Annotated in this window: 23 protein-coding genes; 15 read left to right on the top strand and 8 right to left on the bottom strand. The window is 67.5% G+C overall.

What is annotated here, in order from left to right:
* Positions 1-3 precede the first annotated feature (3 nt).
* The 3 genes from EV653_RS15150 to EV653_RS15140 are packed head-to-tail and all read left to right on the top strand — an operon-like array spanning position 4 to position 3,288.
* Complete coding sequence (locus EV653_RS15150) at positions 4-930, top strand: carbohydrate ABC transporter permease (protein WP_134103232.1); 927 nt, start codon at positions 4-6, stop codon at positions 928-930.
* Positions 923-1,816: a carbohydrate ABC transporter permease gene (locus EV653_RS15145; RefSeq protein WP_134103229.1), complete on the top strand. Its 894-nt coding sequence runs from the start codon at positions 923-925 to the stop codon at positions 1,814-1,816. Before EV653_RS15150 ends, EV653_RS15145 begins: the two co-directional genes overlap by 8 nt.
* 56 nt (positions 1,817-1,872) lie before the next feature.
* Positions 1,873-3,288, top strand: coding sequence for a hypothetical protein (locus EV653_RS15140; RefSeq protein WP_134103226.1), 1,416 nt, complete (start codon positions 1,873-1,875; stop codon positions 3,286-3,288).
* Between the two features lie 1,158 nt (positions 3,289-4,446).
* Here EV653_RS15140 and EV653_RS15135 read toward each other — a convergent pair.
* Both EV653_RS15135 and EV653_RS15130 read right to left on the bottom strand, forming a co-directional pair.
* Complete coding sequence (locus tag EV653_RS15135; protein ID WP_134103223.1) at positions 4,447-4,752, bottom strand: EthD family reductase; 306 nt, start codon at positions 4,750-4,752, stop codon at positions 4,447-4,449.
* 106 nt (positions 4,753-4,858) lie between these two features.
* On the bottom strand, positions 4,859-5,464 hold the full coding sequence (locus EV653_RS15130) for a TetR/AcrR family transcriptional regulator (protein WP_134103220.1): 606 nt from the start codon (positions 5,462-5,464) through the stop codon (positions 4,859-4,861).
* Positions 5,465-5,612: 148 nt separating this feature from the next.
* On the opposite strand from EV653_RS15130, the gene EV653_RS15125 reads away from it, so the two are divergent.
* Together EV653_RS15125 and EV653_RS15120 are read left to right on the top strand one after the other, a co-directional pair.
* Complete coding sequence (locus EV653_RS15125; protein ID WP_134103216.1) at positions 5,613-6,173, top strand: hypothetical protein; 561 nt, start codon at positions 5,613-5,615, stop codon at positions 6,171-6,173.
* Between the two features lies 1 nt (position 6,174).
* Entirely contained in the window at positions 6,175-7,611 is a 1,437-nt protein-coding gene (locus EV653_RS15120) for a dihydrolipoyl dehydrogenase family protein (RefSeq protein ID WP_134103214.1), read from the top strand.
* A gap of 21 nt (positions 7,612-7,632) precedes the next feature.
* On the opposite strand, the gene EV653_RS15115 is transcribed toward EV653_RS15120, so the two are convergent.
* Positions 7,633-8,451: an NAD(P)H-binding protein gene (locus EV653_RS15115; protein ID WP_134103211.1), complete on the bottom strand. Its 819-nt coding sequence runs from the start codon at positions 8,449-8,451 to the stop codon at positions 7,633-7,635.
* Positions 8,452-8,532: 81 nt separating this feature from the next.
* Between EV653_RS15115 and EV653_RS15110 the strand changes: the two genes are divergently transcribed.
* From EV653_RS15110 to EV653_RS15100, 3 genes are all read left to right on the top strand, one after another.
* Entirely contained in the window at positions 8,533-9,426 is an 894-nt protein-coding gene (locus EV653_RS15110) for an AraC family transcriptional regulator (RefSeq protein ID WP_134103208.1), read from the top strand.
* A gap of 263 nt (positions 9,427-9,689) precedes the next feature.
* Entirely contained in the window at positions 9,690-10,508 is an 819-nt protein-coding gene (locus EV653_RS15105; protein WP_134103205.1) for an alpha/beta hydrolase, read from the top strand.
* A gap of 78 nt (positions 10,509-10,586) precedes the next feature.
* Entirely contained in the window at positions 10,587-11,471 is an 885-nt protein-coding gene (locus EV653_RS15100) for an alpha/beta fold hydrolase (protein ID WP_134103202.1), read from the top strand.
* A gap of 52 nt (positions 11,472-11,523) precedes the next feature.
* On the opposite strand, the gene EV653_RS15095 is transcribed toward EV653_RS15100, so the two are convergent.
* On the bottom strand, positions 11,524-12,426 hold the full coding sequence (locus EV653_RS15095; RefSeq protein WP_134103199.1) for an AraC family transcriptional regulator: 903 nt from the start codon (positions 12,424-12,426) through the stop codon (positions 11,524-11,526).
* A 188-nt stretch (positions 12,427-12,614) separates the two neighbouring features.
* On the opposite strand from EV653_RS15095, the gene EV653_RS15090 reads away from it, so the two are divergent.
* Positions 12,615-13,082, top strand: coding sequence for a MarR family winged helix-turn-helix transcriptional regulator (locus EV653_RS15090; RefSeq protein WP_166679405.1), 468 nt, complete (start codon positions 12,615-12,617; stop codon positions 13,080-13,082).
* 154 nt (positions 13,083-13,236) lie between these two features.
* Entirely contained in the window at positions 13,237-16,041 is a 2,805-nt protein-coding gene (locus tag EV653_RS15085; RefSeq protein ID WP_202871603.1) for an AAA family ATPase, read from the top strand.
* Here the strand turns inward: EV653_RS15085 and EV653_RS15080 are convergent.
* Positions 16,038-16,871, bottom strand: a complete 834-nt coding sequence (locus EV653_RS15080) for an SDR family NAD(P)-dependent oxidoreductase (RefSeq protein ID WP_166679404.1) — start codon at positions 16,869-16,871, stop codon at positions 16,038-16,040. The genes EV653_RS15085 and EV653_RS15080 overlap by 4 nt on opposite strands.
* Before the next feature lie 223 nt (positions 16,872-17,094).
* Between EV653_RS15080 and EV653_RS15075 the strand changes: the two genes are divergently transcribed.
* A complete protein-coding gene (locus EV653_RS15075) occupies positions 17,095-17,934 on the top strand; it encodes an alpha/beta fold hydrolase (RefSeq protein ID WP_134103190.1) in 840 nt (279 codons plus the stop codon).
* Positions 17,935-18,036: 102 nt separating this feature from the next.
* Positions 18,037-18,588: a DUF302 domain-containing protein gene (locus EV653_RS15070; protein ID WP_134103187.1), complete on the top strand. Its 552-nt coding sequence runs from the start codon at positions 18,037-18,039 to the stop codon at positions 18,586-18,588.
* A 105-nt stretch (positions 18,589-18,693) separates the two neighbouring features.
* Here the strand turns inward: EV653_RS15070 and EV653_RS15065 are convergent, their stop codons facing one another.
* A complete protein-coding gene (locus EV653_RS15065; RefSeq protein ID WP_134103184.1) occupies positions 18,694-19,275 on the bottom strand; it encodes a hypothetical protein in 582 nt (193 codons plus the stop codon).
* Positions 19,276-19,601: 326 nt separating this feature from the next.
* Here EV653_RS15065 and EV653_RS15060 point away from each other — a divergent pair, with 326 nt between their 5' ends.
* Both EV653_RS15060 and EV653_RS15055 read left to right on the top strand, forming a co-directional pair.
* The gene (locus EV653_RS15060; protein WP_134103181.1) at positions 19,602-20,105 is read left to right on the top strand and encodes a SigE family RNA polymerase sigma factor; all 504 of its coding nucleotides are present in this window, start codon (positions 19,602-19,604) and stop codon (positions 20,103-20,105) included.
* An 11-nt stretch (positions 20,106-20,116) separates the two neighbouring features.
* Entirely contained in the window at positions 20,117-21,187 is a 1,071-nt protein-coding gene (locus tag EV653_RS15055) for a hypothetical protein (RefSeq protein WP_134103178.1), read from the top strand.
* A gap of 55 nt (positions 21,188-21,242) precedes the next feature.
* Here EV653_RS15055 and EV653_RS15050 read toward each other — a convergent pair whose 3' ends face one another.
* The gene (locus EV653_RS15050; protein ID WP_134103175.1) at positions 21,243-22,235 is read right to left on the bottom strand and encodes an aldo/keto reductase; all 993 of its coding nucleotides are present in this window, start codon (positions 22,233-22,235) and stop codon (positions 21,243-21,245) included.
* Between the two features lie 101 nt (positions 22,236-22,336).
* On the opposite strand from EV653_RS15050, the gene EV653_RS15045 reads away from it, so the two are divergent.
* Positions 22,337-23,179 (top strand): helix-turn-helix transcriptional regulator, encoded by an 843-nt coding sequence (locus EV653_RS15045; protein ID WP_202871602.1) that lies wholly within the window; start codon positions 22,337-22,339, stop codon positions 23,177-23,179.
* A gap of 25 nt (positions 23,180-23,204) precedes the next feature.
* Here the strand turns inward: EV653_RS15045 and EV653_RS15040 are convergent, their stop codons facing one another.
* Positions 23,205-24,146: an acyl-CoA desaturase gene (locus tag EV653_RS15040; protein WP_134103172.1), complete on the bottom strand. Its 942-nt coding sequence runs from the start codon at positions 24,144-24,146 to the stop codon at positions 23,205-23,207.
* Positions 24,147-24,461 lie beyond the last annotated feature (315 nt).

The following is a 24,461-nucleotide window of genomic DNA, read 5'->3' as shown; positions in this document are numbered from 1 at the left end:
CCCATGGCGATTCACTCTGCGGTGCGGCGCGCTGAGGTTCCGCCGGAGGTCCGCCGCAACCGGCGACGACGCACCCTTGAAGGCTGGCTGTTTGCACTGCCGCTCGTGTTCGGCATCGTGGCCTTCCAGGCTGCGCCGATCGTCGTGTCGATGTACACCTCGTTCACGAGGTGGGACGGGTTCAACTCGCCCCGGCTCGTAGGCGGCCGCAACTACGTCGATCTGATCGTGAACGACCCCATCTTCCTTCAGGTGGTCCGCAACACAATCGTCTTCACGGTTCTGGGTGTGCCGGCGACGGTCGTTCTGGCTCTCGTTCTCGCGCTGCTCGGAAACCTGAAGGTCCCAGGTACGGCGTTCCTGCGGATGGCGTTCTTCACTCCATACGTCATGAATGTCGTCGCGATCGGGTTCGTTTGGTACTACATCTTTGGCCCGACCGACGGATTGATCAATCAGTTCCTACGGAATTTCGACATCCACGGCCCGGCGTGGCTCGCCGACTCCTCCTGGGTGATCCCAGCAGTGGTGGTGGTCAGCGCCTGGCAGGGCGTCGGATATCCGATGATGATCCTGCTCGCCGGCCTGCAGGGTATCCCGGAGGAGATGTATGAGGCTGCGCGGATCGACGGAGCCTCCGCCTGGTCACGGCTGTGGCGCATCACCCTGCCATTGCTGACGCCGCAGATCTTCTTCGTCACCATCTCTCAGTTCATCGCGTCGTTCCAGGTGTTCGGACTGATCTACGTCTTGACCAAAGGCGGGCCTGGCTATTCGAGCAGCGTCTACATCTTCTATCTGTGGCAGGTCGCCTTCCAGCAAGGCAAGTTCGGCTACGCGGCGGCAATGGCATGGCTGATCGTCGCGCTCATCGCGGTACTGACGTGGGTCCAGTGGAAGCTGCAGAAGAAGTGGGTGTTCTATGACTGACCTGGCGATCGACGACAGACCAGTCCTGGCGGGTGGCGGAGACCGCCAACTTCCCGCACCTGGCAAGCGCAAGTTCCAAGGGCGGCGGATCATCTTGATGATCTTCCTGATCTTGCTCGCGTTGTCCTTCCTGACCCCGGCGTTGTGGATGCTCAACGCGTCGCTGCGCCCGGAAGAGCACGTGATGGACTTCCCGCCGGGATTCGCACTGTCTCATCCGCAATGGGGCAACTACGCGACCGTGCTCCGCAACATGCCGGTCTACTTCCTCAACAGTGTGAAGTTGGCGGTCCTCAATGTTGTCGGTGGCTTGATCGTTTCGTCCTTGGCCGGCTATGCGTTTGCCCGGCTGACCTGGAAAGGCCGCGACGCCCTGTTCGGCATCGTGCTGGTGACAGCGATCGTGCCGAACATCATCTATCTGTTGCCGCAATACATCTTGTTCCAGAAAATCGGTTGGATCGACACACTGTTTCCGCTGTGGGTGCCGAGAGTGCTGACTCCGGTCTTCGGGACCTTTCTGATGCGCCAGGCGTTCAAGAGCCTGCCGGCCGGTTTGGAGGAGGCTGCGCAGGTGGATGGTGCTTCGACCTTCCGGACCTTCTTGACGATCATGGTGCCCCAGACCAAGCCGGCGTTGGCCGCGGTCGCGATGTTCACGTTCCTCGACTCATGGAACGACCTGTTCGGACCGCTGATCTTCCTCACCTCGCCCGAGAAGCAGACATTGCCCATCGGACTGGCTCAGTTCCAGAACGAGTTCTACACCCAGGTCGGACCGCTGATGGCGGGCGCGACGGTGACCGTCATACCTGTCTTCGTCGTCTTCCTTCTTGCTCAACGCTATTTCATCCAAGGAGTTACTGGCAGCGGCTTCAAGGGCTGACTGTTCAGGACCCTTTCGATCATCCAATTGCCACCCGACAAGGAGCATGCATCCAGATGTCAGACAAGTTCGTGGCCATCCAGATCGGTGCCGCGTCATTCATTGACGAAGGAACCGACAAGGTGCTGGACATCCTCGCCGAACGGGGCGGGGTGAACCAACTCTTTCTGGCCACACCGACCTGGACGAGAGGCACCGGCGGACGCCAGTTGCCCGGGCACCCGATTCCTGATCACGGCGTCCAGGAGTACGACCTCGACTGGGTCGGTGGAAACTACGCCACGGTTCACCCCGAGTTCTACGGGAACACCGTCCTCGGATCGATCGGCCGGGCGCCGGAGCACCCCGGTTACGACATGCTCGAGGACGTGATCCCCAAGGCGAAGGCGCGCGGGATGGGCTCGTACGCCTGGATCGAGGAGTCGAACTATTCCCAGGCGCTTCGCGACTACCCGAACTTCCCGAAGCTTCTCGAGGTCGATCTGTGGGGTCGGCCGACCCTGCACACCTGTTTCAACAACCCCGACTACAAGAACTGGCACCTGAGCATCGTCGAGGACTACGCGAAGTCCTACGACCTCGACGGCATCGCGTGGTGCTCGGAGCGGCCGGGTCCGCTCAACCTCGCAATCCAGAAGCCGGTCGAGGCGGGCGAACTCGGTTGCTTCTGCGCGCACTGCCAGCAGCTCGGCCGGAATCTGGGGATCAACGTCGAGCGGGCCCGGGAAGGAATGGCGGCGGTCCTCGCCTGGAACAACAAGACGTCATCGGGGGAGAAGGATCCTGACGGTGCGTTCACATCGTTCTGGCGAATTCTCCTGCGCTATCCCGAGGTGCTGGCGTGGCAGAACCTCTGGACGCACAGCCAGCGCCAGATGTACGCCGACATCTACGGCGTCGCCAAGGCGTGCAAGCAGGATCTCCAGGTGGGATGGCACGTTTACCACAACATCTCCTTCAGCCCTTTCTACCGAGCCGATCAGGACTACGGAGAACTCGCCAAGGTCTCCGACTTCCTCAAGATCGTGATCTACAACAACTGCGCCGGACCGAGGTTCTTCACCTGGGTCACCTCGATCTGCCGCACGTTGTTCGCCGACGCCACCCCGGCCGAGGTCTATCCGCTGATGCTGAAACTCCTGAACCTGGACGAAGGCCAGTTCGACGACCTGTCCCAGATCGGCTTCAGCGCCGATTACGTGAAGCGCGAAACGGCCCGGGCGAAGGCCGGAGTCGAGGGGACTACCACCAAGATCTACTCAGGCATCGACATCGACATCCCGGTCGGGATGAAGGAGGACTACGACCTCACCTCAGGCGACAACCTGACCCGGTGCTCTCGCGACGGTGTCCGCGACGCCGTCACCGCCGCCTTCAGCGGCGGCGCCGATGGCGTCGTGCTCAGCCGCAAGTACTCGGAAATGTTCCTGGACAACCTGTCCGGAGCGGGTGACGCGATCCGGAAGGTCTAGTCAACTGGACCGCTAGAGCGCGCCGGCGCGGCGGTCTGACGGCCGCCGCGCTGAGCCTGATCTTCCTGCTCGCCGTCATGGGCGCTCGGGGCGAGGCGGCCGGTGCAGACGTTGCCTTCCGACCGCTGTCGCCGGCCCGAACGCACCGAACTGGCATGGCGACGACAAACACCAGGCGCCGGACGGTCGGCAGCTACTCTCCTGGCCCTCGTCATCGCCTCTTGCGGCCTCCTGGCCTTCTTGGTCGTGACCAACCTGACCTATGCGCTTGCGGAGCATGGCCAGACATCCAGCCAGGCGGCGAGTCGGCGGGTGGGCTGCCCAGCGCATGCAAGTCGTGGAAGCTCATGCCGACGAGTTTGGTGACGTTGTTGATCCGGGGCCGTTCTGCGACGCAGCCCACCTGTTCCGCCGATTGCCTGCATCGTCGGCTCGTACTGTCCTGCTCCACGGCGACTTCCATTGCCGAAGTCTCCTCCTGTCGGGACGAGCCCGGCTCGCCATCGACCTTCCTCGACGGCCGGCGATCCGTCGTACGACGTGCCGATGTTCCTCCAGCACGACATGCACAAGTACGACGCATACAGCTGCGCTGCGTCCAACTGCTGTGATATCGACCCGCTGGAGTGGCCACGGCTGGGAGCTCGCGGCGAGGCCCGCATCGCGTTGCCGGTCATGACGTGCTGGCCCGCGCAGCTGTTCGACGGCCCGGCCAGCTCCAACCCGACCGGCCCGAGGAGATCGGGCGCTAGCTTACCTATCGCTTCAGTGTTGCTCTAGGCAAGCTCCTGGTCCAGCCAGGCGCTTACGGGCAGGCCGTCCCGCTGACGGAACGGACCGACCGGCAACTTCGCGCTGGCCGGGGTGGGCATCAGCCAGTCTCGGAGGGCCAGCCGACTGCCCGGTCAGGGTGTACAGGCTCTACCTGTCGGTTACCAGCACCGTGTTGCCATCGGGATCCTGGACGGTAAAGAACAGACAGATCTCCGGAGCACGTTCGATGGCGCTCGGCGAGCAGCCGTTTCCTTCCAGATCCGATCGAGCCCCGGCGAGGTCGGTCACGGCGAAGTTGCAAGTCGCCCAGTCCAAACCTGGCTTGACCTGGCTGCGTGGGCCTCACCGGCTTCGCTTACCTCACGACGTCGCGGTGAGCGATCGCTACGGCTGCTCGATTTCCGAGAACAGGCCCTGGAACGGGACGCCGGTGCCGATGAGCGTGCCGAACAGTTCGCCGGCTGCCGGTGTCGCGACGGCTGCGGACGCGTCCTCGTAGCTGTCGAAGTACAGGTCGAGCGTTCGGTACGACGGGGTGGCGGTGCCGTCCTCCTTCGGCCAGACCTTGGCCGACTCGAGCCGCTGCAGCTTCGGGAACGTGGCGGCGGCCTGCTTCACGTCGGCGTACACGCGCTCGAAGGCGTCGGGGTCGGTCGGGTTGTCGATGATCAGCGTGATCTTGGTGGGCATAGGTGTTCTCCTCGCTCCGTCGTTCGGACCACCCGGATTGGTAGAACGAACGTTCTGTCACAGTTGACCGTAGTCGGCCGCGGCGGGCGAGTCAAGACCGATCGTTCTACCTGGTCGCTTCGTTCGCCTGGCGTTCGGTGTTCACCCGGAGCAGTCCCTCGATTCCGTGCTGAAAGGTCTCCGACACCAGGACCGGGTCGAACAGGCAGCCGGCTGCCATCGCGCCGTCGCGCAGCATGACGAAATGGCGGGCTGCGGGCTCAGCGGTCCGGGCATGGACCTGCGCCATCAACGTGGTGAGCGTCTCCAGGAACCATTGCCGATGGGCGATGACCTCCTCGTGCGCCGGCTGCCCGGCGGGGTACTCCGCTGCGGCGTTCAGGAAGGCGCAGCCGCGGAACCCGGGGGACTGGATGGCCTGCGAGATCCAGTCGGCGATGGCCAGCAAGGCGTCGACCGGCGACGGGTTGGCGGCGATCGCGGCGTCGACCGCGCCGCGTTCCAGCTCGTGGACCTCGCGCAGGTAGCCGACGACAAGGTCCTCCTTGCTGGGGAAGTGCCGGTAGAAGGTGGCCCGGGTCACCTTCGCCTCCGCGACCAGGCGGTCGACGCCGACCGCGTGGATTCCCTCGGCGTAAAAGATCTGCGTCGCCGTGGCGAGCAGTCGCTGTCGTGCCTCCGAGGTCCGGGTCTCTGGCTGGCTGGTGGTCATGTGACCAGGGTAGCGAATAGAACGTTCCGTCTACAGGTCCAGGAGGTAGAACGTTCTGTCTTGACAACGACGGTGCTGCGCGAGATGGTGAGTGAACGGAACGTTCGGTCTACTTCACAGGGCCGGACATCATCTCGAGAGGATCATCGTGAGCACCGTTGAATCACCAATCGCCACTGCGGGCGTCGCGGGGGCGCTGCGCCGGCTGTACTTCGTCCGGTTCGCGTTCGCCATCGTCTGGGCGATCCTGCTGTTCACCACCAAGGCGGACCTCGGCGCGCTCGGCGTGACGCTGGTCGTCATCTACCCGCTGTTCGACCTCGCCGCGGCGGTCGTCGACGCCCGCTCGTCCCATCCTCACGGCTCGGCCCGCGGCCTGTACGTGAACATGGCGATCAGCGCGATCGCCACCATCGGCTTGGCGATCGCCGCCGCCTCCGGTGTGCCGGCGGTCCTGCGCGTGTGGGGCGCCTGGGCCATCGTTGCCGGGCTCATTCAGCTGATCGTCGCTCTCGGCCGCCGAGGTATGGGTGGTCAGTGGCCGATGATCCTGAGCGGCGGCCTGTCGGTGCTGGCCGGTGCGTCGTTCGTTGCAGGAGCCTCTGCGGACAACCCGAAGCTGACCAACATCGCCGGGTACGCCGTCCTCGGCGGCATCTTCTTCCTGGTCTCGGCGCTCCGCCTCGGCCGCGCCGCGAAGGGGAACTGACATGACCACGCCGTACGACGTCGTCGTGATCGGCGCGGGCCCGGTCGGGGAGAACGTTGCCGACCGCATCGTGCAGGGCGGCCTGACCGTCGCCATCGTCGAGCGTGAACTGGTCGGCGGGGAGTGCTCGTACTGGGCCTGCATGCCGACGAAGGCGTTGCTACGCAGCGGCGCCGCGCTTCGGGCCGCCCGTCAGGTTCCTGGCGCCCGTGAGGCGGTGACGGGTGATCTGGATGTCGCGGCGGTGCTCGCCCGCCGGGACGCGTTCGCCTCCAACTGGCAGGACGACGGGCAGGTGTCGTGGCTCGAGTCGGCCGGCATCCCGCTGTACCGCGGCCACGGCCGCCTCAGTGCCGACCGGGTCGTCGAGGTAACCGCGGAGGACGGTACGACGACCACGTTGACCGCCCGGCACGCGGTTGTCGTCGCGACCGGAAGTGGCGCGCTGGTCCCGGATATCGAGGGGCTTCGGGATGCGGCGCCGTGGACCAGCCGGGAGGCTGTCGCGGCGAAGCAGGTTCCAGGCCGGCTGGCGATCATCGGTGGCGGGGTGGTGGCCTCGGAGATGGCGACCGCGTTCAGCGAGTTCGGGTCCTCGGTCACGATGCTGGCGCGGGACGGCGTACTGCACCTGGCGGAGCCGTTCGTCGGTGAGCGGGTCGCGGAATCGCTGCGTGCCAAGGGTGTTTCGGTCCGGATCGGAGCTGAGGCCGGATCGGTGAAGCGCAACGACGACGGTACCGTCTCGATCACGCTGGCCGACGGTGAACAGGTCGACGCCGACGAACTGCTCGTCGCGATCGGCCGTACGCCGAACACCCGCGACCTCGGACTCGACACGGTCGGACTGACGCCGGGGGAGTGGCTCACGGTCGACGACACCCTGCGTGTCCTTGGCGCGGATGGCGCGCCGCTCGGCGACGGCTGGCTCTACGCGGCGGGTGACGTGAACCGGCGGGTGCTGCTGACCCATCAGGGCAAGTACCAGGCCCGCGCCGTGGGTGACGTCATCGTGGCGCGGGCGAAGGGCGAGGCGGTGGACGACGACCGTTGGGGCCGGCACGTCGCCACGGCGGACGAGCGCGCCGTACCGCAGGTCGTCTTCACCGATCCGGAGGTCGCGTCCGTCGGACTGACCGCGGCCGCTGCCGAAGCCGCCGGGTTGCGGATCCGGGTCGTCGACTACGACCTGGCCGCCACCGCGGGCTCGTCCCTGCACGCCGAGGGCTACCAGGGCCACGCCCGGATGGTGGTCGACGAGGACCGGAAGGTGATCGCCGGTTTCACCCTGGTCGGCCCGGACGTCGCGGAAATGTTGCATGCAGCAACGATCGCGGTGGTCGGCGAAGTCCCACTGGACCGCCTCTGGCATGCAGTACCGGCCTTCCCCACCGTCAGCGAGGTCTGGCTACGCCTCCTGGAAACCTACGGCCGGTAAGAGTTGCTCGGCCGCGGCGCATCAGTCGACAGCTGTCTGTCCCGCGGCCTCGCGGCCTGCCCAGGTGGTGAAGTCGGTGGCGGGCCGGCCGAGGATCCGGGCGACGCCGTCGCTCAGGTAGGCGTCCTCGCCGCGGCGGATGCCGCCCAGCATCGCCAGCCGCCATCGGATGTACTCCTCCGGAGTGCCGGCCGACCGCAGTTGCGCGGCGTGCTCCTCGGCGTTCTGGTCCTGAAACTCGACCGACTGACGAGTGGTCTCGGCGAGGATCCGCGCGGCCGCGTCGAACGTGATCGCCCGCGGACCGGACAGCTCGATCGTCTCGCCCTTGCCCGCGCGGGTCGCGAGCAACCGACCCGCGACCTCGGCGATGTCCTCGACGTCGACGAACGGCTGCGCACCTCCGCCGACCGGTGCGACGATGCGCCCGTCGACCGGTGTGAACATCGCCTCGGTGAAGTTCTGCGCGAAGTGTGTCGGCCGCAGGATCGTCCACGGGACCGGCCCTTCGCGCAGCGCCCGCTCGGCCCGCGCCACGTTGCCGTCGGGCCGGAACTCGACACCCCGGGCGGACAGCAGTACGACGTGGCTGACCGTCGACGCGGTCTCGAGGAGCTTGCTTAGCTGCGGACTCCAGTCCCTCGCGGAGCCGGGCCCGACGACGAAGATGCCGTCGGCACCCGCGGTCGCGGCGTCCCAGGTCGCGGGGGAGTTCCAGTCGAACCGGATCGGGCTCGTCGAGCGGCCGACGGGTCGGGTGGTGTGGCCGTCCTGGTCGAGGACGCGGGTGAGACGGCGGCCGACCTTGCCGGTACCGCCGAGGATGAGAAACGTAGCCATGTCGTCGACGGTATGGCGCGACGCCTGGACGAACAATCGGTGTTTGTCTCTCTTTCCTTCGCGATCGTCTACGCTTCGAGAGTGGACATCCTGGCCGACGAGCTGGCGCAGGCGCGGGCCCGCGGGGCGGTGTTCTCGGTCCTGGGTCGGCAGGCGCCGTGGGGTCTGCAGTTCAGCGGGACGCGGCCGCTCACGGCTCACCTGTTGCTGAAGGGGAATGGCTGGATCGAGTTGCCTGATGCCGACCCGGTGCCGCTGCGCGCCCACGACGTCGTGCTCGTGACCGCGGGTACGCCGTACCGACTGGTGAGTGCTGTCGGTGTCCCGGCCGAGCCGATCGCAGAGGCGCGCTCGGTGGGTTCGGAGACTGACGCGGACGCGGTGATCCTGTGCGGCGCGTACGTCCTGGAGGGCAGCATCGGCGATTCGTTGCTCCGCGCACTGCCGCGGATCGCCGTCGTCGAATCCGATCAGCTCGCGCCGCGCCACGCGGCGGCGATCTCGTTGCTGGCCGCCGAGGCGTCATCCGAGGGCCCTGGCCAGCAAGCGCTTCTGGACCGGCTGCTCGATCTCAACCTCGTCTACACCCTGCGCGCCTGGTGGTCCCGTCCCGACGCCGAACCACCCGGCTGGTACCGCGCCGGCGCCGACTCCAACCTCTCGCGCGTCCTCCAGGCGGTGCACGCCGACCCGGCCAAGCCCTGGAGCGTCACCACGATGGCCGAGCTGGCCGGCATGTCCCGCGCCGCGTTCTCCGCGCATTTCACCGCGGTTGTCGGCCAGCCCCCGGCTCGCTATCTCACCGCGTTACGCATGCGCCGCGCCGAAGACGCACTGACCCGCACGAACGCACCCCTGTCCCGCATCGCCACCGCCGTCGGCTACCGCAACGAATACGCCTTCGCCACCGCGTTCCGCCGGCACCACAACACACCCCCCGCCCGCTGGCGCCGCGAGGCCCTCCGCCGGACCTGACCTCACTCCTTCTGTAGCGGGCCGACGACTTCTCAAGTCCGGCAGCGTCTTGTTGTGGCCGGCTAGGTCAACTGACTGTGCGAATGACCCGGCCGGTGGCAGATCTGCGCACACACCAAACCTGACGAACGACTGTCCGCAGCGACGCGACGGCGCCGGATCTCAGTGGCCATCCGACGGAAGCGCGCGGGCCTTGCCGCACCGAATCCTGGGAGCCTGCGTGCTCCGGTGAACACCGCGTGCTCTTTCAAGGGAAGGTCCGCATGAACAATTCCTCCGCCGACAAGGGCGCCACGATCGTGCTCGTTCACGGCCTCTGGCTGAATCCGCGCAGTTGGGAGGGGTGGAAACACCACTTCGAGGCGCGGGGACACCGCGTACTCACGCCGGCCTGGCCAGGGCTCGACCGCGAGGTGGAGGAGATTCGGCGCGACCCCACGGGGATCGCCGGAGTCGGTCTTCGCGAGGTCGTCGACCACTACGAGAACGTCATCCGCGCGCTGGATCGACCGCCGATCATTATGGGCCACTCGTTCGGCGGCACCGTCGTACAGCTCCTGCTCGACCGCGGGCTGGGCAGCGTCGGCGTCGCGATCGACTCGGCGGCCGTCAAGGGCGTCCTTCCGCTGCCGCTCTCGACGCTCAAGTCGACCTTCCCGATTCTCGGGAACCCGGCCAACAAGAACAAAGCGGTCTCGCTGACGCCGGAGCAGTTCCACTACGCCGTCACCAACACGCTCACCGAGAGCGACTCCGCTGCCCGCTACGAGCGGTATGCCGTCCCCGGCTCGGCCCGTGTCCTCTTCCAGGGCGCGCTCGCCAACTTCAACCCTCGCGCCGCGTCCCGGGTCGACTTCCGCAAGCGCCAGGCCCCGCTCCTGTTCATCGCGGGGGAGGCCGACCACCTCGTGCCGCCGAAGGTCAACCAGGCCAACTGGCGGCTCGCCGCCAAGTCCGCGGCCGTCACCGAGTACCAGGAATTCCCCGGGCGCTCGCACTTCATCATCGGCCAGGACGGCTGGCAGGACGTCGCCGACTACGCGCTGAACTGGGCCGAGGAGCACCTCCCCACCCGCGTGTGACGTCCACGCCGTCACGAACTCCCGCGGGCAGACATGTCCACGGACCACAGTGAAAACCGTTCGAAACAAGGAGAAACCATGCGCAAACGTCGGGTTGTCCAATCCGCCGTCCTCGCCGTGACCGGGATCGCCCTGGTCGCCGGCGTGACCACGCTGGCATCGGCCGCACCGTCCGCCCAGACCGCGCCGGTCGCGCTGTCGAACCAGACCACGGCTCCGAAACCGACGATCGTCCTCGTCAACGGAGCCTGGTCGGACTCGGCCAGCTGGAGCAGGGTGGTCAAGCCCTTGCAGGCCGCCGGCTACCCGGTCGTCGCTCCGCCGACGGCCCTCCGCAGCCTGTCCGGCGACTCCGCCTACCTGGCTGCCTACCTCAAGACCATCCAGGGCCCGATCGTCCTGGTCGGGCAGTCGTACGGCGGATCCGTCATCACCAGTGCCGCCACGGGCAACCCCAACGTCAAGGCCCTGGTCTACGTCTCGGCCTTCGCACCGGACACTGGTGAAAGCGCCGGTGCCCTGACTGCCCGATTCCCGGGCAGCCACATCAGCAACGATCCCAACGCGCCCGTTCCCACTGCCCTCAGCCCCGTCCCCGTTCCCTTCCCGAAGCCCGACGGCACTCCAGAGGTCGTGCTCTACGCCAAGGCCGCGCAGTACCGGGACCTGTTCCTCAGCGACCGCCTCTCCGTGGCCGCCGCCGCGGAGCTCGCCGCGACGCAGAATCCCGTCGCCTCGGCGGCCCTGGGCGAGAACACCGCCGGCGAGCCGGCCTGGAAGAAGATCCCCTCGTGGTACCTCGTGTCCGACGCGGACCACCTGATCCCGCCGGCCGCCGAGCGCTTCATGGCCACCCGCGCCCACTCGCACATCGTGGAGGCAGACACTCCCCACGCAGCACAGGTGACCAACCCGGGGATCGTCGTCAACCTGATCGAACGGGCCGTCGCCGGCACCCGGTGACATGACCCGAGGGCACCGCCGGCCGACCCGGCGGTGCCGTCCGGCGCTCGTTCTATTCCGGCGGTCGTTCGAAGGAGTCGGCACCGGTCCCGCCCCGCCAGACCCGTGGCGGACTGCCGTACGCGCGGGAGAAGGCCCGGCTGAAGGCGGCTTCGGAGATGTAGCCCACACGGGCCGCGATCCGGCCGACCGGGTCGGACGTGCCGCGCAGCAGGTACGCCGCGTGACCCAGCCGGCACCGCAACACGTACGAGCCCGGTGTTTCCCCGACAGACTCGGCGAACCGCGTCGCGAACGCCGAACGCGACAGCGAGGTGAGCCGGGCCAGTTCGTCGACGGACCAGTCGCGACCGGGGTCTCGGTGGATCGCGGTGAGGATCGGTGCGAGCACCGGGTCCATCGCTGCCGTCAGCCAGCCGGCGCGGCGTACGTCGTCGGATGCCGCCCACGATCGCAGCGTCCAGATGAAGAGCAGGTCGAGCGCTCGCGACACCATGACGCGGGCGCCGGGTGCCCCGCGAGTCACCTCCCACATGAGCAGTTCCTTGATCGGCCGGAGCCATGCCTCGGATCCCGCGTCGCCGCGGACCACGATCGCCGGTGGCAACACACCGAGCAGCGGCGCCGCGACCACCGTCTCGACGAGGAACTCCCCGGTCACCCAGCTGGCCGGCGACGTCGCCCTGACGCTGTGGGCATCACCTCGCGCCAGCAGCACCAGGTCCCCGGCGTCCAGTTTCACGGTGTCTTCGCCCGCGACCTCGACGCTGAGCCCGCCCTCCTCGACGACGTGCAAGACCCTGGCCCCGGCCGGGTGTCGCTCATGTGGGCCCGAGTGGCGTCGTACGACGCCACCCTGCAGGTGAATCGCCTGCAGTACGTCCGAGAGCGCGTCGTGCTCGCCGTACGCCGGCGGCTGTGGAGAATCGGCAAAGTCTTCCGGATCATGAGCCATGTTTTCGCTCGGACCTCCTTCTAGGCTGCAAGGGCAAACGCGCCAGTACTCCGGCTGAACAGATCCAGCGCTCCCGACCTAGGAGGTAAACCACGTGATGACCGCCACGTAGATCATACGACACCGGATCATCTCGTCGAATCCAATTCAGGCTCGGACGATCCGGCTCCGGATGGTACGGTCGCACGGTGCCTCCGCAGAACAAGCGCCGCGACGCCTCGCCTCCGCCTGACGCCGGCTCGGCGGTCGGCGACCTGACCTGGCTGGCTCACCGTGCGGCGGCTGCGCTCGGCGACGCGTTCAACGAGGTCTCGCGTGATGCGGGGCTGGCCGATCTGCGTGACTGGCTCGTCCTCGAGCTGATCAGCAACGGTCCGGAGCGGACGCAGCTGGAGATCGCCACCGAGCTCGGTGTCGACAAGACCACGCTGGTGTCGATCCTCGACCGGATGGAGCGCGACGGGCTCGTCGTCCGGGAGCTCTCCGCCCGTGACCGGCGGGTGCGCATTCCGCGGGCGACCGCGAAAGGCGTCGAGGTGAAGGACCAGGTCGCCATTGCTCGCGAAACCGCGATCATGCGGCGCCTGTCGTCGATCCCCGCCCGTGACCACGCGAAGTTCCACGCGATGCTGTGGAGCATCGTCCAAGATCAGTGAACACCGAACGCGGAACCACTGCTTCAACGCCACCTCTGCCCAACGGCTGACGTCAGCACTCCGCGCGGCAGGAGTGAAGGATCCGTACGTTGGCAGCAACAGGTGCACATCGGCGAGGCTCGACGGGCCACGCAAGCGGGAGAGCGTGATCCAGGTGAGCGACACCGGCCTCTTCGAACACGGCCTTTTCGACCGCGGTGGTGTCGATTCCCTGGTGGGACGCGGCGTGGCGCTCGAGCGGATCCGCGGCTTCCTCGACGCCACCGATCGTGGTGGAGCGCTGCTGTTGTCGGGGGCGGCGGGGGTGGGCAAGACCGTACTGCTCGACGCCGTGGCGGAAGCGGCGGTCGCGAGTGGCTCGCGGGTCGTGCGTGCCGCCGGTGTCGAGTTCGAGGCCGACGTGAGCTACTCGGGACTGAACCAGGTCCTCTTCCCCTTCTACGAGGCGTTCGGGGAACTCGAGACCTCGCAGGCCGATGCGCTGCAGGTCGCCCTGGGCTTCGGGAGCGGAGCACCGCCGGAACGGCTCGTCGTGTCGAACGCGACCCTCATGCTCCTGCGTCACGTGGCCAAGACCGCCCCACTGCTCCTGATCGTCGACGACCTGCCGTGGCTGGATCGGGCCAGCGCCGCCGTACTGGGCTTCGTCGCCCGCAGGCTCAACGGCTCCCGAGTCACCTTCCTCGGGGCCCTGCGCTCGGGAAGCGAGACCTTCTTCAACCGCGGCGGCCTGCCCGAGTACGAGGTACCGCCGTTGGACCGAGAGTCCTCGCAGTTGCTGCTCACCACGCGGTTCCCGGCGCTGGCCGCTCGGGTGCGTGAGCGACTGCTGTCGGTCGCCCAGGGGAACCCGCTGGCCCTGCTCGAGTTGCCCAGGGCACTCAGCGGGGAGCAGCGCGTCGCCCTGGAGGACCTTCCCGCAGTACTCCCGCTCAGCGAACGGCTCCAGGCGCTGTTCGCCTCCCGGGTGTCTGTTCTCTCTCTCGCCGCGCGGCGGCTGTTACTGCTCGCGACGCTGGAGGGAACCGGCAACATCGCGATCCTGCAGGCGTCGGCACGGCAGGCCGGCTACGAGTCCGACCTCGAAGACCTCGCCGCGGCCGAGCAGGATCGACTGGTGGCTTTCGACGAGGGCACGCGCAGGCTTGTGTTCCGGCACCCCCTGATCCGCTCGGCGGTCGTGGACGCATGTCCGAGTGCGGAGCGCCGAGCGGCTCATCGAGCCTTGGCCGAGGTACTGGTGAACCACCCAGAGCGACGGGCCTGGCACCTCGGCGAAGCGTCCGCCGAGCCGGACGAGCAGGTCGCCGTCCTGCTGGAGCAAGCGGCGCGTCGAATTGCGGCCCGCGGAGACGCCGTCGGTGCGGTGGCTGCGCTGGTAAGGGCGGCCGATCTCAGCCCCCACGACTCGCATCGCGCTCGCCGACTCGCCGAGGCCGCATACATCGGCGCCGACGCGACCGGGCAGTTCCGAAGCGCCTCGGAACTGCTCGAAGGCGCCCGCTTGGCCGACCCGGAGCTGATGGGCTCACTCCACTTCGCGGCCGCCGCTGTCTTCCTAATTATCAACGGCGACGGGGACATCGATACCGCCCATCGGCTGCTGGTCGGCGCCGTCGAGGCGGGCACCCACGGCTACGACGCCCAGGACGGCGCCCTCATCGATGCGCTCCACCTGCTGCTGCTTCTTTGCTTCTTCAGCGGCCGTGCGGAGCTCTGGGATCCTTTGTACGCGACGCTTCGACGCCTGCGACCGGAGCCGCCCGCCCTGCTGTCGGTGGCCGCCAAGACCTTCTCCGATCCGGTCCGTTCCGCGGCCGGCGCACTGGACCAGCTGGAGTCCGTGCTCAGCGACGTACAGCAGGAATCCGACCCCGGCCGGATCGTTCGCGCCGGCACCGGCGCGCTCTACGTCGACCGCCTGGCAGACGTCCGCGAGCCGTCGTGGCGAGTCGTTCTCCAAGGGCGTGACGGCGGTCCGCCGCGTCGGCACATCGGCGGCCTGATGCACCTGTGCCTCGACGACTACCTCACCGGCAGGTGGGACGAGTGTCTGGACCTGGCCGACGAGGGAATCCAGGTCTGCCAGGAGTCCGGGTACCACTTCTTCACCTGGTACTTCTGGTACTGCCAAGCTGTCGTCGTTGCGGCTCGCGGCGACGACAAGACGGTCGACCGCTTGACCGACCAGATCATTCGCTGGGCCACACCCCGTGGAGTGGGTGCGGCGCTGCACTACGCCCAGCACGTCCGCACCGTCGCCGAATCCGGCCGCGGTGACTTCGAAAGCGCTTATCGAAGCGCGACGGCACTGGGTCCGGCGGGTGCGTTCGCCTCCCACGTGCCGCATGCGTTGTGGGTGGCGATGGACGTCGTCGAAGCCGCAGTACGGCTCGACCGGCACAGCGATGCCGCCGCTCACGTACGCGCCATGCAAGAGGCCGACATCGGTGCGCTGTCTCCGCGGCTCGGCCTGCTTGCCGCCGGTTCGGCGGCCTTGTGCGCCGCCGATGACAACGAGGCGGTGCGCCTGTTCGAGGAGGCGCTGGGGATACCGGGCGTCGACAGGTGGCCGTTCGATCTGGCCCGGGTGCGACTGGCGTACGGCGAACGGCTGCGGCGCGCCCGGGCCAACGCCGACTCTCGAGAGCCGCTGCGGCTGGCGTACGACGCCTTCACGCAGCTCGGCGCCGGACCCTGGGCGGACCGTGCCGCCAAGGAGCTCCGGGCCACCGGCTGGGGGGCGTCGAGAACCACGGCGAGCGGAGATGTGCTCACGCCCCAGGAACGGGAGATCGCGGATCTCGCGGCTTCCGGCTTGAGCAACAAACAGATCGCCGAGCGCTTGTACCTCTCGCACCGGACCATCGGCGCACACCTGTACCAGATCTTTCCGAAGCTCGGGATCACCTCCAGAGCTGCACTGCGCGACGCGCTCGCGGCCTTGGAGAGCAGCTAATACCTGGGGGCGGCGCCGGGAGTGAACCTCAACGGGCGGGTGCCTTTCGGGCTGCTGACGACGGCGGCGATGGCCTGCGCCGCGCGGGCGACCTCCGCGCTCCTGAGCTCGTGCTCGACCAGCTTCGAGTCCACCGCGTGGATCAGGCCGGGGGATCGGCCTTCGTAGGCTTGAACCGTCTCGGCGTCGTCCGGATAGACGGCGCGAACGCGAGGTCCGGCCTCAGGGACCAGGAATTCGAGTACGACGATCGTGGTCTCGATACCGAACTCGGTCAGCTCCTGGGCGTAGCTCGCGGCGAGGTGTTCGATCATCGTGACCGCTTCGGAGTACAGCGCGAGGTAGGGCTCGCCCACGGCGTCGTGGTTCGCCGGCACCACCCACACCAGCAGGCCTTCGCGCCGCTCGCGCATCTGTGGCAGCACGGAACGGTTGACGCGCTGAGTGGACAGCACATGCGCGTCGTAGATCTGCGCCAGCTGATAAGGCGTGAAGGATTCGAGTGGTCCGCGCGGCACCGGGCCGACGCCGTGGACCACCGCGTCGATCCTTCCGCACTCCGCCAAGATGTGGTCGACCGCGGTCGAGACCGAGCGCTGGTCGGCCATGTCCAACTGGACGGGGCGTGGGCCGTCGCCGCTCGGCTCGGCAAATCGGCCGGCGAGTGGACCGATCCCGGCGTACGTGGTGTGGCCTGAGTCGGCCAACGCGGTGGCGGTGGCAGCGCCGAGGTCACTGGAAGCCCCGGTAACAAGGACGATCTGTGACATGTGCTCCCCGTTGCTGTTCGGCTGTTCCATCAGTGTCGGCAGGATGGAATCCGACCGCATCGGTCGAACGACTGTCAGCGAGACCATGGTTCGTTGACCGCGCCAACGACCCTGTGCACGACGCGGTGGTACGGAGGAATGACTGCCGGTGTGGAGTTTCGCGCCGCCCGGCGGTGGTCTTCCGACGGAAGCGGTTCCCGGTGATCCCGGCGAGGCTGTCCAGGAGCGCCACGAGGCGAATTCCCTAGACGAGCGCGGAGTCATCGCGCAAGAAGGGCGAGACATGACAGCGAGTTTTGTGCAAGCACCTGGCGAGACGGTGGACGTCGCCGGAACGCCGTTCGCGTATCGCGAGTTGGGTCCGGCCGGCGGCGTACCGCTGGTGTTGCTGAACCACATCACTGCGGTGCTGGACGAATGGGATCCCGCTGTGGTCGACGGCCTCGCGGCCGAGCGACGCGTCATCGTGGTGGATCTCCGGGGCGTCGGCGGTTCCGGTGGCACGACCCCCGACAGCATCGAGGCGATGGCCGCCGACACGGCGGCCTTCCTGGAGGCACGCGGGCTCGACCTCGTCGATCTGCTGGGCTTCTCCCTGGGTGGCATGGTGGCCCAGGCGGTCGTCCAGCAGCGGCCCGACCTGGTCCGGCGGATCGTCCTGGCCGGTACGTCGCCCGCCGGTGACGAAGGGCCTGCCGGCTGGGGCTCGACGCTGCAAAATGCGTTCGGGAAGTCGGCCGCTGAAGGCAAGCACCCCAAGCACTACCTCTTCTTCTCGCCGACGTCGCGCAGCCAGGCCGCCGCGGACGCGTTTCTCGCTCGCCTGGACGAGCGTACGGAGGACCGCGACGCGCCCGTGACGGACGAGACGATCGGTGCCCAGTTGATCGCGGCAACGAAATGGGAGCAGGGCACCTCGCCCGCCGGTCTGACCGACGTGGACAAGCCCGTCCTGGTCGTCAACGGCGACAACGACCTTCTGGTGCCGACGATCAGCTCGTTCAACCTCGCGCAACTGCTCCCCAACGCTACGTTGAGCATCTACCCGGACGCGGGCCACGGCGCGATCTTCCAGTACCACCAGCTGTTCGTTCAGCAGACCCTGGAGTTCCTCCGCGACTGACGGGTCGCCAGGGTGCCGTCCGCGATCGGCACCGTGGCCGCTTCACCGGTTCTCCGGACCCTGATCGAGCAACAGCCATGACCATCGAAGGACGGAAATTCCATGCCCGCCAGCGATTCCCACTCCATCCAGCGTTTCCCGCACGAGGTGGTCCGCCTGACCATCCCCGTCACGACGACCTTCCCGGAATTCCGGGACAGCTACGAGCGCGCCGTACCGGAGCTTCAGGCACACCGCTACGAGCAGTTCAAGAAGGAACAGGCCAGTTGGGACCTCGTCCGGCAGGCAACTGAGGAAAACGCCCCGCACAGTTTCATCAGGTACTGGAGCACCGATGTCGGCTCCCTGATGGAACTGGCCGCCGAATCGCATGCGTGTGTGGAATACCTGATGGGCAATCACGTCTTCGCCCAACGCATGTTCCAGCACGACCCCTCGGTAATGCTCTACGCGCCATTGCGCACCGCGATCTACGTGGACCACGACAATCGCACGTGGTTCACGATCGACCAGCCCAGCACCCTGTTCGACAGCTTTGGCGACTCGCGTATCGCGCAGGTCGGGCGAGAACTCGACGCCAAGCTGGCCGACCTCCTCGACCACCTCGGCCTACCGGTGCCGGCCGAACTGACCGCTGACACCTCCCACAACTGACGATCAGCGAGCAATCCGGAAACCTGCACAGGCTCAGCCACCCCGAAAATGCCGAACCCCTGGCCGATGGTTCGGCTCAGGGGTCGGCAGGTTCGAAGGTGCGGATCAGTTCGCGGCGACGCAGGTCACGAACGGCTGGACCGTGATCTGGCCCTTGGGGTCGTTGTTGGTCAGGGCGATCGTCCAGGAAGTGGCCGTCGCGACACCGTCGACCTCAGTGAGATCGGTCGGGTAGGAGCCGTTCATCACCACGTCGGCCGCAGTACCGGATCCGGTGTCCCACTTGAGTCCGCCGCCGATCGCCTTCTTACCGTCGGCGCAATCGAGCTTCAGGGTGCTGAAGCCCTTCGGCACGTCCTTGGTCGGGCCGGTCACCGCGAGACCGGAGACGCCGTCCTTGCCTGCCGTACCGGCCGCACCTGCGGGGCCCTCCGGACCTGCGGGTCCGGCCTCGCCAGTGCCGACCTTGTTGAGCTTTTCCCGCACGGCGGGGCTCAGGTCAGCCTCCGCCAGCGAGTTGTCCACGACCTGGAGCGACGCGACCGAGCGCGCGCACAGCGGGTACGTCAGGTACTGGCATCCCGTACCACCCGCGGCGTTCGCGGCGATCGCACCTCCACCGATGATGCTGACCGCCGCGATGGTCGCGGCGACCAACTTCTTCTTCTTGGTGTTGAAGAGCCTCACACTGCTTCCCTTCTTGAGCCCCCGGAAGCTCTGACGGCCCGAGGGACGGCACACGGTATCAGGTCTGGACCGGTTCGAGCAGCCGGTCCGGCCCGAGAGTTCAAGCAGGTCCGGAAGGTCCGGTCCGCACCGCACCGAGCGCGCGTGCCGCCTGCTCCGGCGCTGCTGGGAGATCTTTGCTGTCAGCAACTACGGCTGGGGCCTGTGCGAGTGGGTCTTCCGGTTCTCGGCGATCAGCGACCCTCTCTCGGATTTCCGCCTTTGAGGATGCAACCGCAAGGAATTGGCTTTCCGTCTTGAGGGGGACATGGAGAGTGGAGGCGCGGATGACGGAGCGGGACAGGGCGTTCGTCGAGTTCGTGGAGGCGGCGATTCCGTCGCTACGGAGAACGGCGTACCTGATCGGTGGCGACTGGCACAAGGCGGAGGACGTCGTCCAGGAGACGCTCTACAAGCTGTACCTGGCCTGGCCGAAGGTGCAACGGGCCGGCAACCCGTTCGCGTACGTCCGCCGGATGCTGGTCAACGTTGCGTACGACGCTGGTCGGCGTCCCTGGCGCCGGGAGGTCAACAGCGCCGAGGTTACGGAGTACGCCGTCCATGGCGACTTCGCGGCCGGGCACGCTGACCGTGACGAGGTGCTCGAAGCGCTGCGAGCACTCGGGCCACGCCAGCGTGCCTGCGTGGTCCTTCGGTACTACGAAGACCTCTCGGTCGAGCAGACCGCGGAGATCCTCGGATGCTCGGAGGGCACGGTGAAAAGCCAGGCCGCCCGCGGCCTCGACACTCTCCGCAAGGCCATCGACCGGCGACGGAGTCCGGCGCTGTGAAGGAGAACGAGATGGAAGACACCCGCGAGGTCAGCGCTGAGCTGCAGCGCCTGGCCGACGCCACACCACTGGATCAATTCGACACGGCAACGGTCCTCGCCCGAGGCCGCCGCGGCCTCCGGCGCCGACGCTTCCTGAAGGCGGGCGGCGTCATCTCCGGCGTCGCTGCGGCAGCCCTCGTGGTCACCCTCATTCCCCACTTCACCGCTACCGGCAACGACCCCGGCGTGGCCGGCACCCAACCCGACAACTCCCAGTTCAGTTCGGTCGCGGGCGTCCCCCGCGGCGAGGAAGGCGCCGGCCAGCGGATCTCGGCGCAGGAGGCCGCACGCCGCTGCGCGCTGCGGTACCCCAGTACGAATGGCTCGATGAAGGGCAGCACCGGCTTCCGGTCCGTGAGCTCGCAGATCTACATCTCGAAGTCCCGTGCCAGGACCCAGCTGAGTCCGTTCTGCACGATCCCCGGTGGGGACAAACCCTCCGCCGCACTGGTCGCCGCCGCGAAGGCGGATCCGCTCCCGAAGGACGCCGCCGGCCAGCTTCGCAACTGCTCGGTGAGCGCCTGGGTCGACATGACCAAGTGGCACATCCTGGTCTCGGACCGGCTCAGTCTGGATGAGAAGAACTACCGTGGATTCAGCCGGGAACTGCTGATCGCGGCTTCACCGTCCGGCAAAACGGTGATCGCCTGCCAGTTGCCTGCGGACCAGATTCAGGGCGCCGGCTACGGCTGGGGGGTGACCGCCGTGCGCCTCGACGACCTCGGAACGGACTACCCGCGGATCGAGTGGCCTGACGGGACCTTCGGCAAGGAGATCGCCACGATCCTTCCCGAAGGCACAGACTGCAACGGTGCTGTCTGTGGCCGGTCGCTGCCCACCGGTTGGGGGCAAGCGCCGGCCAACACCGCCAAGGTCGTCGTACAGATCGGCTCCGGCCCGGGGTACGAAGCACCACTCAAGGACGGCTGGTACGCCTTCACCGCTCTCGACAAGACCCCGCACTCCAACAAAGATCCACTGAAGGTCAGGGCCTACGACAAGAACGGAAACCTCCTCAGCAAGCTCTACCCCGAGAAGTGACCGAAGCGTCGGCCCGGCAATCCCGGGCCGACGCTCTCTCAGCGGATCACCCGGCTTAGCGCTCGCTGTCCAGGTCTGCCATGTACGGCGCGGGGTAGCGCTCGCCCTTGGCCGCATCCTGCGGGAAGAGCTCGTCGAGGCGGGCCAGGTCGGCGGCGTCCAGGGGCACGGCGGTGCTTGCGAGCATCGACGAGACCTGTTCCGGTCGACGTGCCCCGACGATGGGGACGATGTGTTCGTCCTGGGCCGCCACCCAGGCGATCGCGACCTGGGCGATGGCGGCGCCCTTGGCTACGGCGACCTCGCGGACCCGGGCAGCGAGCGCCGCGTTGTGATCGAGGTTCGCCCCCTGGAACCGTGGGTGGTGCGCGCGAGCGCCTTCGACCTTGCCGCTGCCGCCGATCAGGCCCCTGGCGAGGACACCGTAGGCGGTGAGGCCGATGCCGAGCTCACGGCAGGCGTCGAGGATGCCGTTGCGCTCGATTCCGCGGCTGAGCAGGGAGTACTCGATCTGCAGGTCGCTGATCGGGGCCGTCGCAGCGGCGCGGCGAATCGTCTCGGCGCCGACCTCGCTGAGACCGACGTACCGGACGAACCCCTGCTCGACCAGCTCGGCGATGGCGCCGACGGTCTCCTCGATCGGTACGTCGGGGTCCAGCCGCGCCAACCGGTAGATATCGACATGGTCGGTACCGAGCCGCTGCAGGGAGTAGGTGAGCGACCTTCGCACCGTCTCAGGGCGGCCGTCGAAGCCGTCAGGCGCTCGGCCGGGGGAGAGACGGGCGCCGAACTTGGCCGACAGCACCACCTGGTCGCGGTGTCGGTCGCGCAGCGCGCGACCGATGAGCATCTCGTTGTGACCGGCCGCGTAGTAGTCGGCGGTGTCCAGCAGCATGCCGCCGGCGTCGAGATAGGCGTGGATCACGCGGATGCTCTCGGCATCGTCGGTCTGGCCGTAGGCGCCGGAAAGCCCCATGGCCCCCAGCCCGGGTGAAGTGACGGTCGGGCCGGTGCGACCGAGCTGGCGGGTGTCGAGTTGTGTGGTCATGCCAGCCAGCGTGTGCCGGTTCGCCGGCCCGCGGCAGGCCCGGCATATCGGGGGACAGGCTCTCCCTGCCTGGCCGACAGGAGGTGCACCAGAATGGACCCATGATCGACCGAGCCGGCCTCGCCGACTTCCTGCGCCGCAGGCGTGAACTGGTGCGTCCGGCCGACGTCGGGCTCCCGGACGGCTTCCGGCGTCGTACGCCGGGCCTTCGCCGCGAGGAGGTCGCCCGGCTCGCCGGGGTCTCGATCGACCACTACACCAGGCTCGAGCAGGCCCGCGGGTCGGCGCCGTCCGTGGCAGTCGTCGGCGCGATCGCCCGCGCGCTGCTGTGCGACCTCGACCAGCGCGACCACCTCTACCACCTGGCCGGGCTTACGCCGCCTCCACGCCGCGGTGGCCGGCACGTGCGGCCCGGCCTGCTCAGCCTCGCCGGCCGGATCACCGACGTACCCGTGGTCATCTGCACCGATATCGGCGAGGTGGTCTGGCTCAACCCGCTCGCCACGGCGCTGTTGAGGATGATTCCCGCGGGACCGGGCCGGGAGAGGAACACGATCTGGCGCTGGTTCACCGAGCCCGGTGAGCGCCCGACGCCGGAGGAGGACTGGGCGCGCCTGTCGGCAAGCCACGTCTCCGACCTACGAGCGACGTACTCCCGCCGCTCCGGCGACGCCGACGTCACCGAGCTCGTGGACGCCTTGCTGCGCACGAGCGCCGAGTTCCGCGAGCTCTGGGACCGGCACGAGGTCGCCGTACGACGGGCGGACCGCAAGACGTTCCTGCACCCGGAGGTCGGCCCGGTCACCGTTCGCTGCGAGGTGCTGCTAACCGAGGAACAGGACATCCAGCTGCTGGCGTACTTCCCGGCCGAGGGCACCGACGCCGCAGAGAAACTTGAGCTGCTGCGCGTGATCGGCACCCAGAACTTCCACACGATGCAGTGACCCAGCGTTGCCGGTCGGCGCCGGATCAGGTGGTGGCGGCGCGCTTCTTCTCGAGGCGTGCTGGGTCTGGCCATCTGACGTCGTACGCCCAGCCGAGCCGTTCGAATCGCTTGATGAGCCAGGCGTTGATGTCGATCTGGCCCTTGAGTACGCCGTGGCGTGCGCACGTGGGATCGGCGTGGTGGAGGTTGTGCCATGACTCGCCCTGGCTGAGGATGGCGAGCCACCAGACGTTGCCTGATCTGTCGCGCGCTGTGAAGGGTTTCTTGCCGGTGACGTGACAGATCGAGTTGATGGAGAACGTGACGTGGTGCATGAGGGCGATACGGACCAGAGTGCCCCAGAAGAAGCCGGTAGCGGCACCGTGCCACGACCCGGCCCACAGTCCACCGATGAGCGCAGGCGCCAGCAATGAGGTCACCGCGAGCACGCGGAACTGTCGCGACGCCATCGCCAGATCGCGGTCGTTGAGGAGGTCTGGCGCGTAATGCTTGGGCTCGGCGCGTTCGTCTCCCCATAGCACCCATCCGGCGTGGGCGAAGAGGAATCCCTTGGTAACGGCCCAAGCCGTGGTGCCGTACCGCCAGGGTGAGTGTGGATCTCCGTCTCGATCCGAGAACTTGTGGTGTTTGCGGTGGTCGGCAACCCAGCGGATCACAGGTCCTTCGAGCGCCATGCTGCCGGCGATCGCGAGCGCGATCTTTAGGCCGCGCCGGCATTTGAACGAGCCGTGCGTGAAGCATCGGTGGTAGCCGGCGCCGATACCGGTGGTAGTGATCGCGTAAAAGGCGATCAGTATGACGATGTCGCGCCAGCCGATCCAACCGCCCCAGGCGAAGAAGATCCCTGGCAGCAGGGCGACTGTGGGTACGACGATGAACACCCAGATGAGCGCACGCTCGAGCGTGCCGCCGACCGATTGGAACTCTTCCGGAGGCGCATCGTCCGTGCCGACTGCTGAAGTCACATCCACTCCTAGAGGTTGGCCCCAGCCAAGCGATCAGCCGCGTGTAGACAAGCAGCCCGGACGAGATTTCTCCGCGAGGGTTCTGAACAGATGATCAGGTACGAACGCAACCACGCACAACGGGCCGAGGTTCGTTCTTCACGTTCGCTGGCCTATCGGGCATCAGTACCTCCCACGGGTTCGTGCCGTGCCGCACCCGGTACCCGGATCCGTGCCAGTGAATGCACCTATCGAGGCTGGTGTCTGACGGGATGGGGTCGCCTGACGGCCAGACCGCCGACACCGACGTACGACGGTCGCAGCAAGATCCTCGAC

Source organism: Kribbella pratensis (assembly GCF_004365355.1).
Taxonomy (GTDB): Bacteria; Actinomycetota; Actinomycetes; order Propionibacteriales; family Kribbellaceae; genus Kribbella.
The sequence above is the reverse complement of the archived record's forward strand: the minus strand, read 5'-3'. Positions and strand labels throughout refer to the sequence as shown.

Coding starts and splice junctions, on each gene's coding strand:
- EV653_RS15045 (WP_202871602.1), top strand. CDS start 22,337: ATGATCGACCGAGCCGGCCTCGCCGACTTCCTGCGCCGCAGGCGTGAA.
- EV653_RS15095 (WP_134103199.1), bottom strand. CDS start 12,426: ATGGCTCATGATCCGGAAGACTTTGCCGATTCTCCACAGCCGCCGGCG.
- EV653_RS15070 (WP_134103187.1), top strand. CDS start 18,037: ATGCCCGCCAGCGATTCCCACTCCATCCAGCGTTTCCCGCACGAGGTG.
- EV653_RS15105 (WP_134103205.1), top strand. CDS start 9,690: ATGAACAATTCCTCCGCCGACAAGGGCGCCACGATCGTGCTCGTTCAC.
- EV653_RS15135 (WP_134103223.1), bottom strand. CDS start 4,752: ATGCCCACCAAGATCACGCTGATCATCGACAACCCGACCGACCCCGAC.
- EV653_RS15050 (WP_134103175.1), bottom strand. CDS start 22,235: ATGACCACACAACTCGACACCCGCCAGCTCGGTCGCACCGGCCCGACC.
- EV653_RS15055 (WP_134103178.1), top strand. CDS start 20,117: ATGGAAGACACCCGCGAGGTCAGCGCTGAGCTGCAGCGCCTGGCCGAC.
- EV653_RS15130 (WP_134103220.1), bottom strand. CDS start 5,464: ATGACCACCAGCCAGCCAGAGACCCGGACCTCGGAGGCACGACAGCGA.
- EV653_RS15060 (WP_134103181.1), top strand. CDS start 19,602: ATGACGGAGCGGGACAGGGCGTTCGTCGAGTTCGTGGAGGCGGCGATT.
- EV653_RS15100 (WP_134103202.1), top strand. CDS start 10,587: ATGCGCAAACGTCGGGTTGTCCAATCCGCCGTCCTCGCCGTGACCGGG.
- EV653_RS15120 (WP_134103214.1), top strand. CDS start 6,175: ATGACCACGCCGTACGACGTCGTCGTGATCGGCGCGGGCCCGGTCGGG.
- EV653_RS15115 (WP_134103211.1), bottom strand. CDS start 8,451: ATGGCTACGTTTCTCATCCTCGGCGGTACCGGCAAGGTCGGCCGCCGT.
- EV653_RS15080 (WP_166679404.1), bottom strand. CDS start 16,871: ATGCGGTCGGATTCCATCCTGCCGACACTGATGGAACAGCCGAACAGC.
- EV653_RS15150 (WP_134103232.1), top strand. CDS start 4: ATGGCGATTCACTCTGCGGTGCGGCGCGCTGAGGTTCCGCCGGAGGTC.
- EV653_RS15140 (WP_134103226.1), top strand. CDS start 1,873: ATGTCAGACAAGTTCGTGGCCATCCAGATCGGTGCCGCGTCATTCATT.
- EV653_RS15075 (WP_134103190.1), top strand. CDS start 17,095: ATGACAGCGAGTTTTGTGCAAGCACCTGGCGAGACGGTGGACGTCGCC.
- EV653_RS15145 (WP_134103229.1), top strand. CDS start 923: ATGACTGACCTGGCGATCGACGACAGACCAGTCCTGGCGGGTGGCGGA.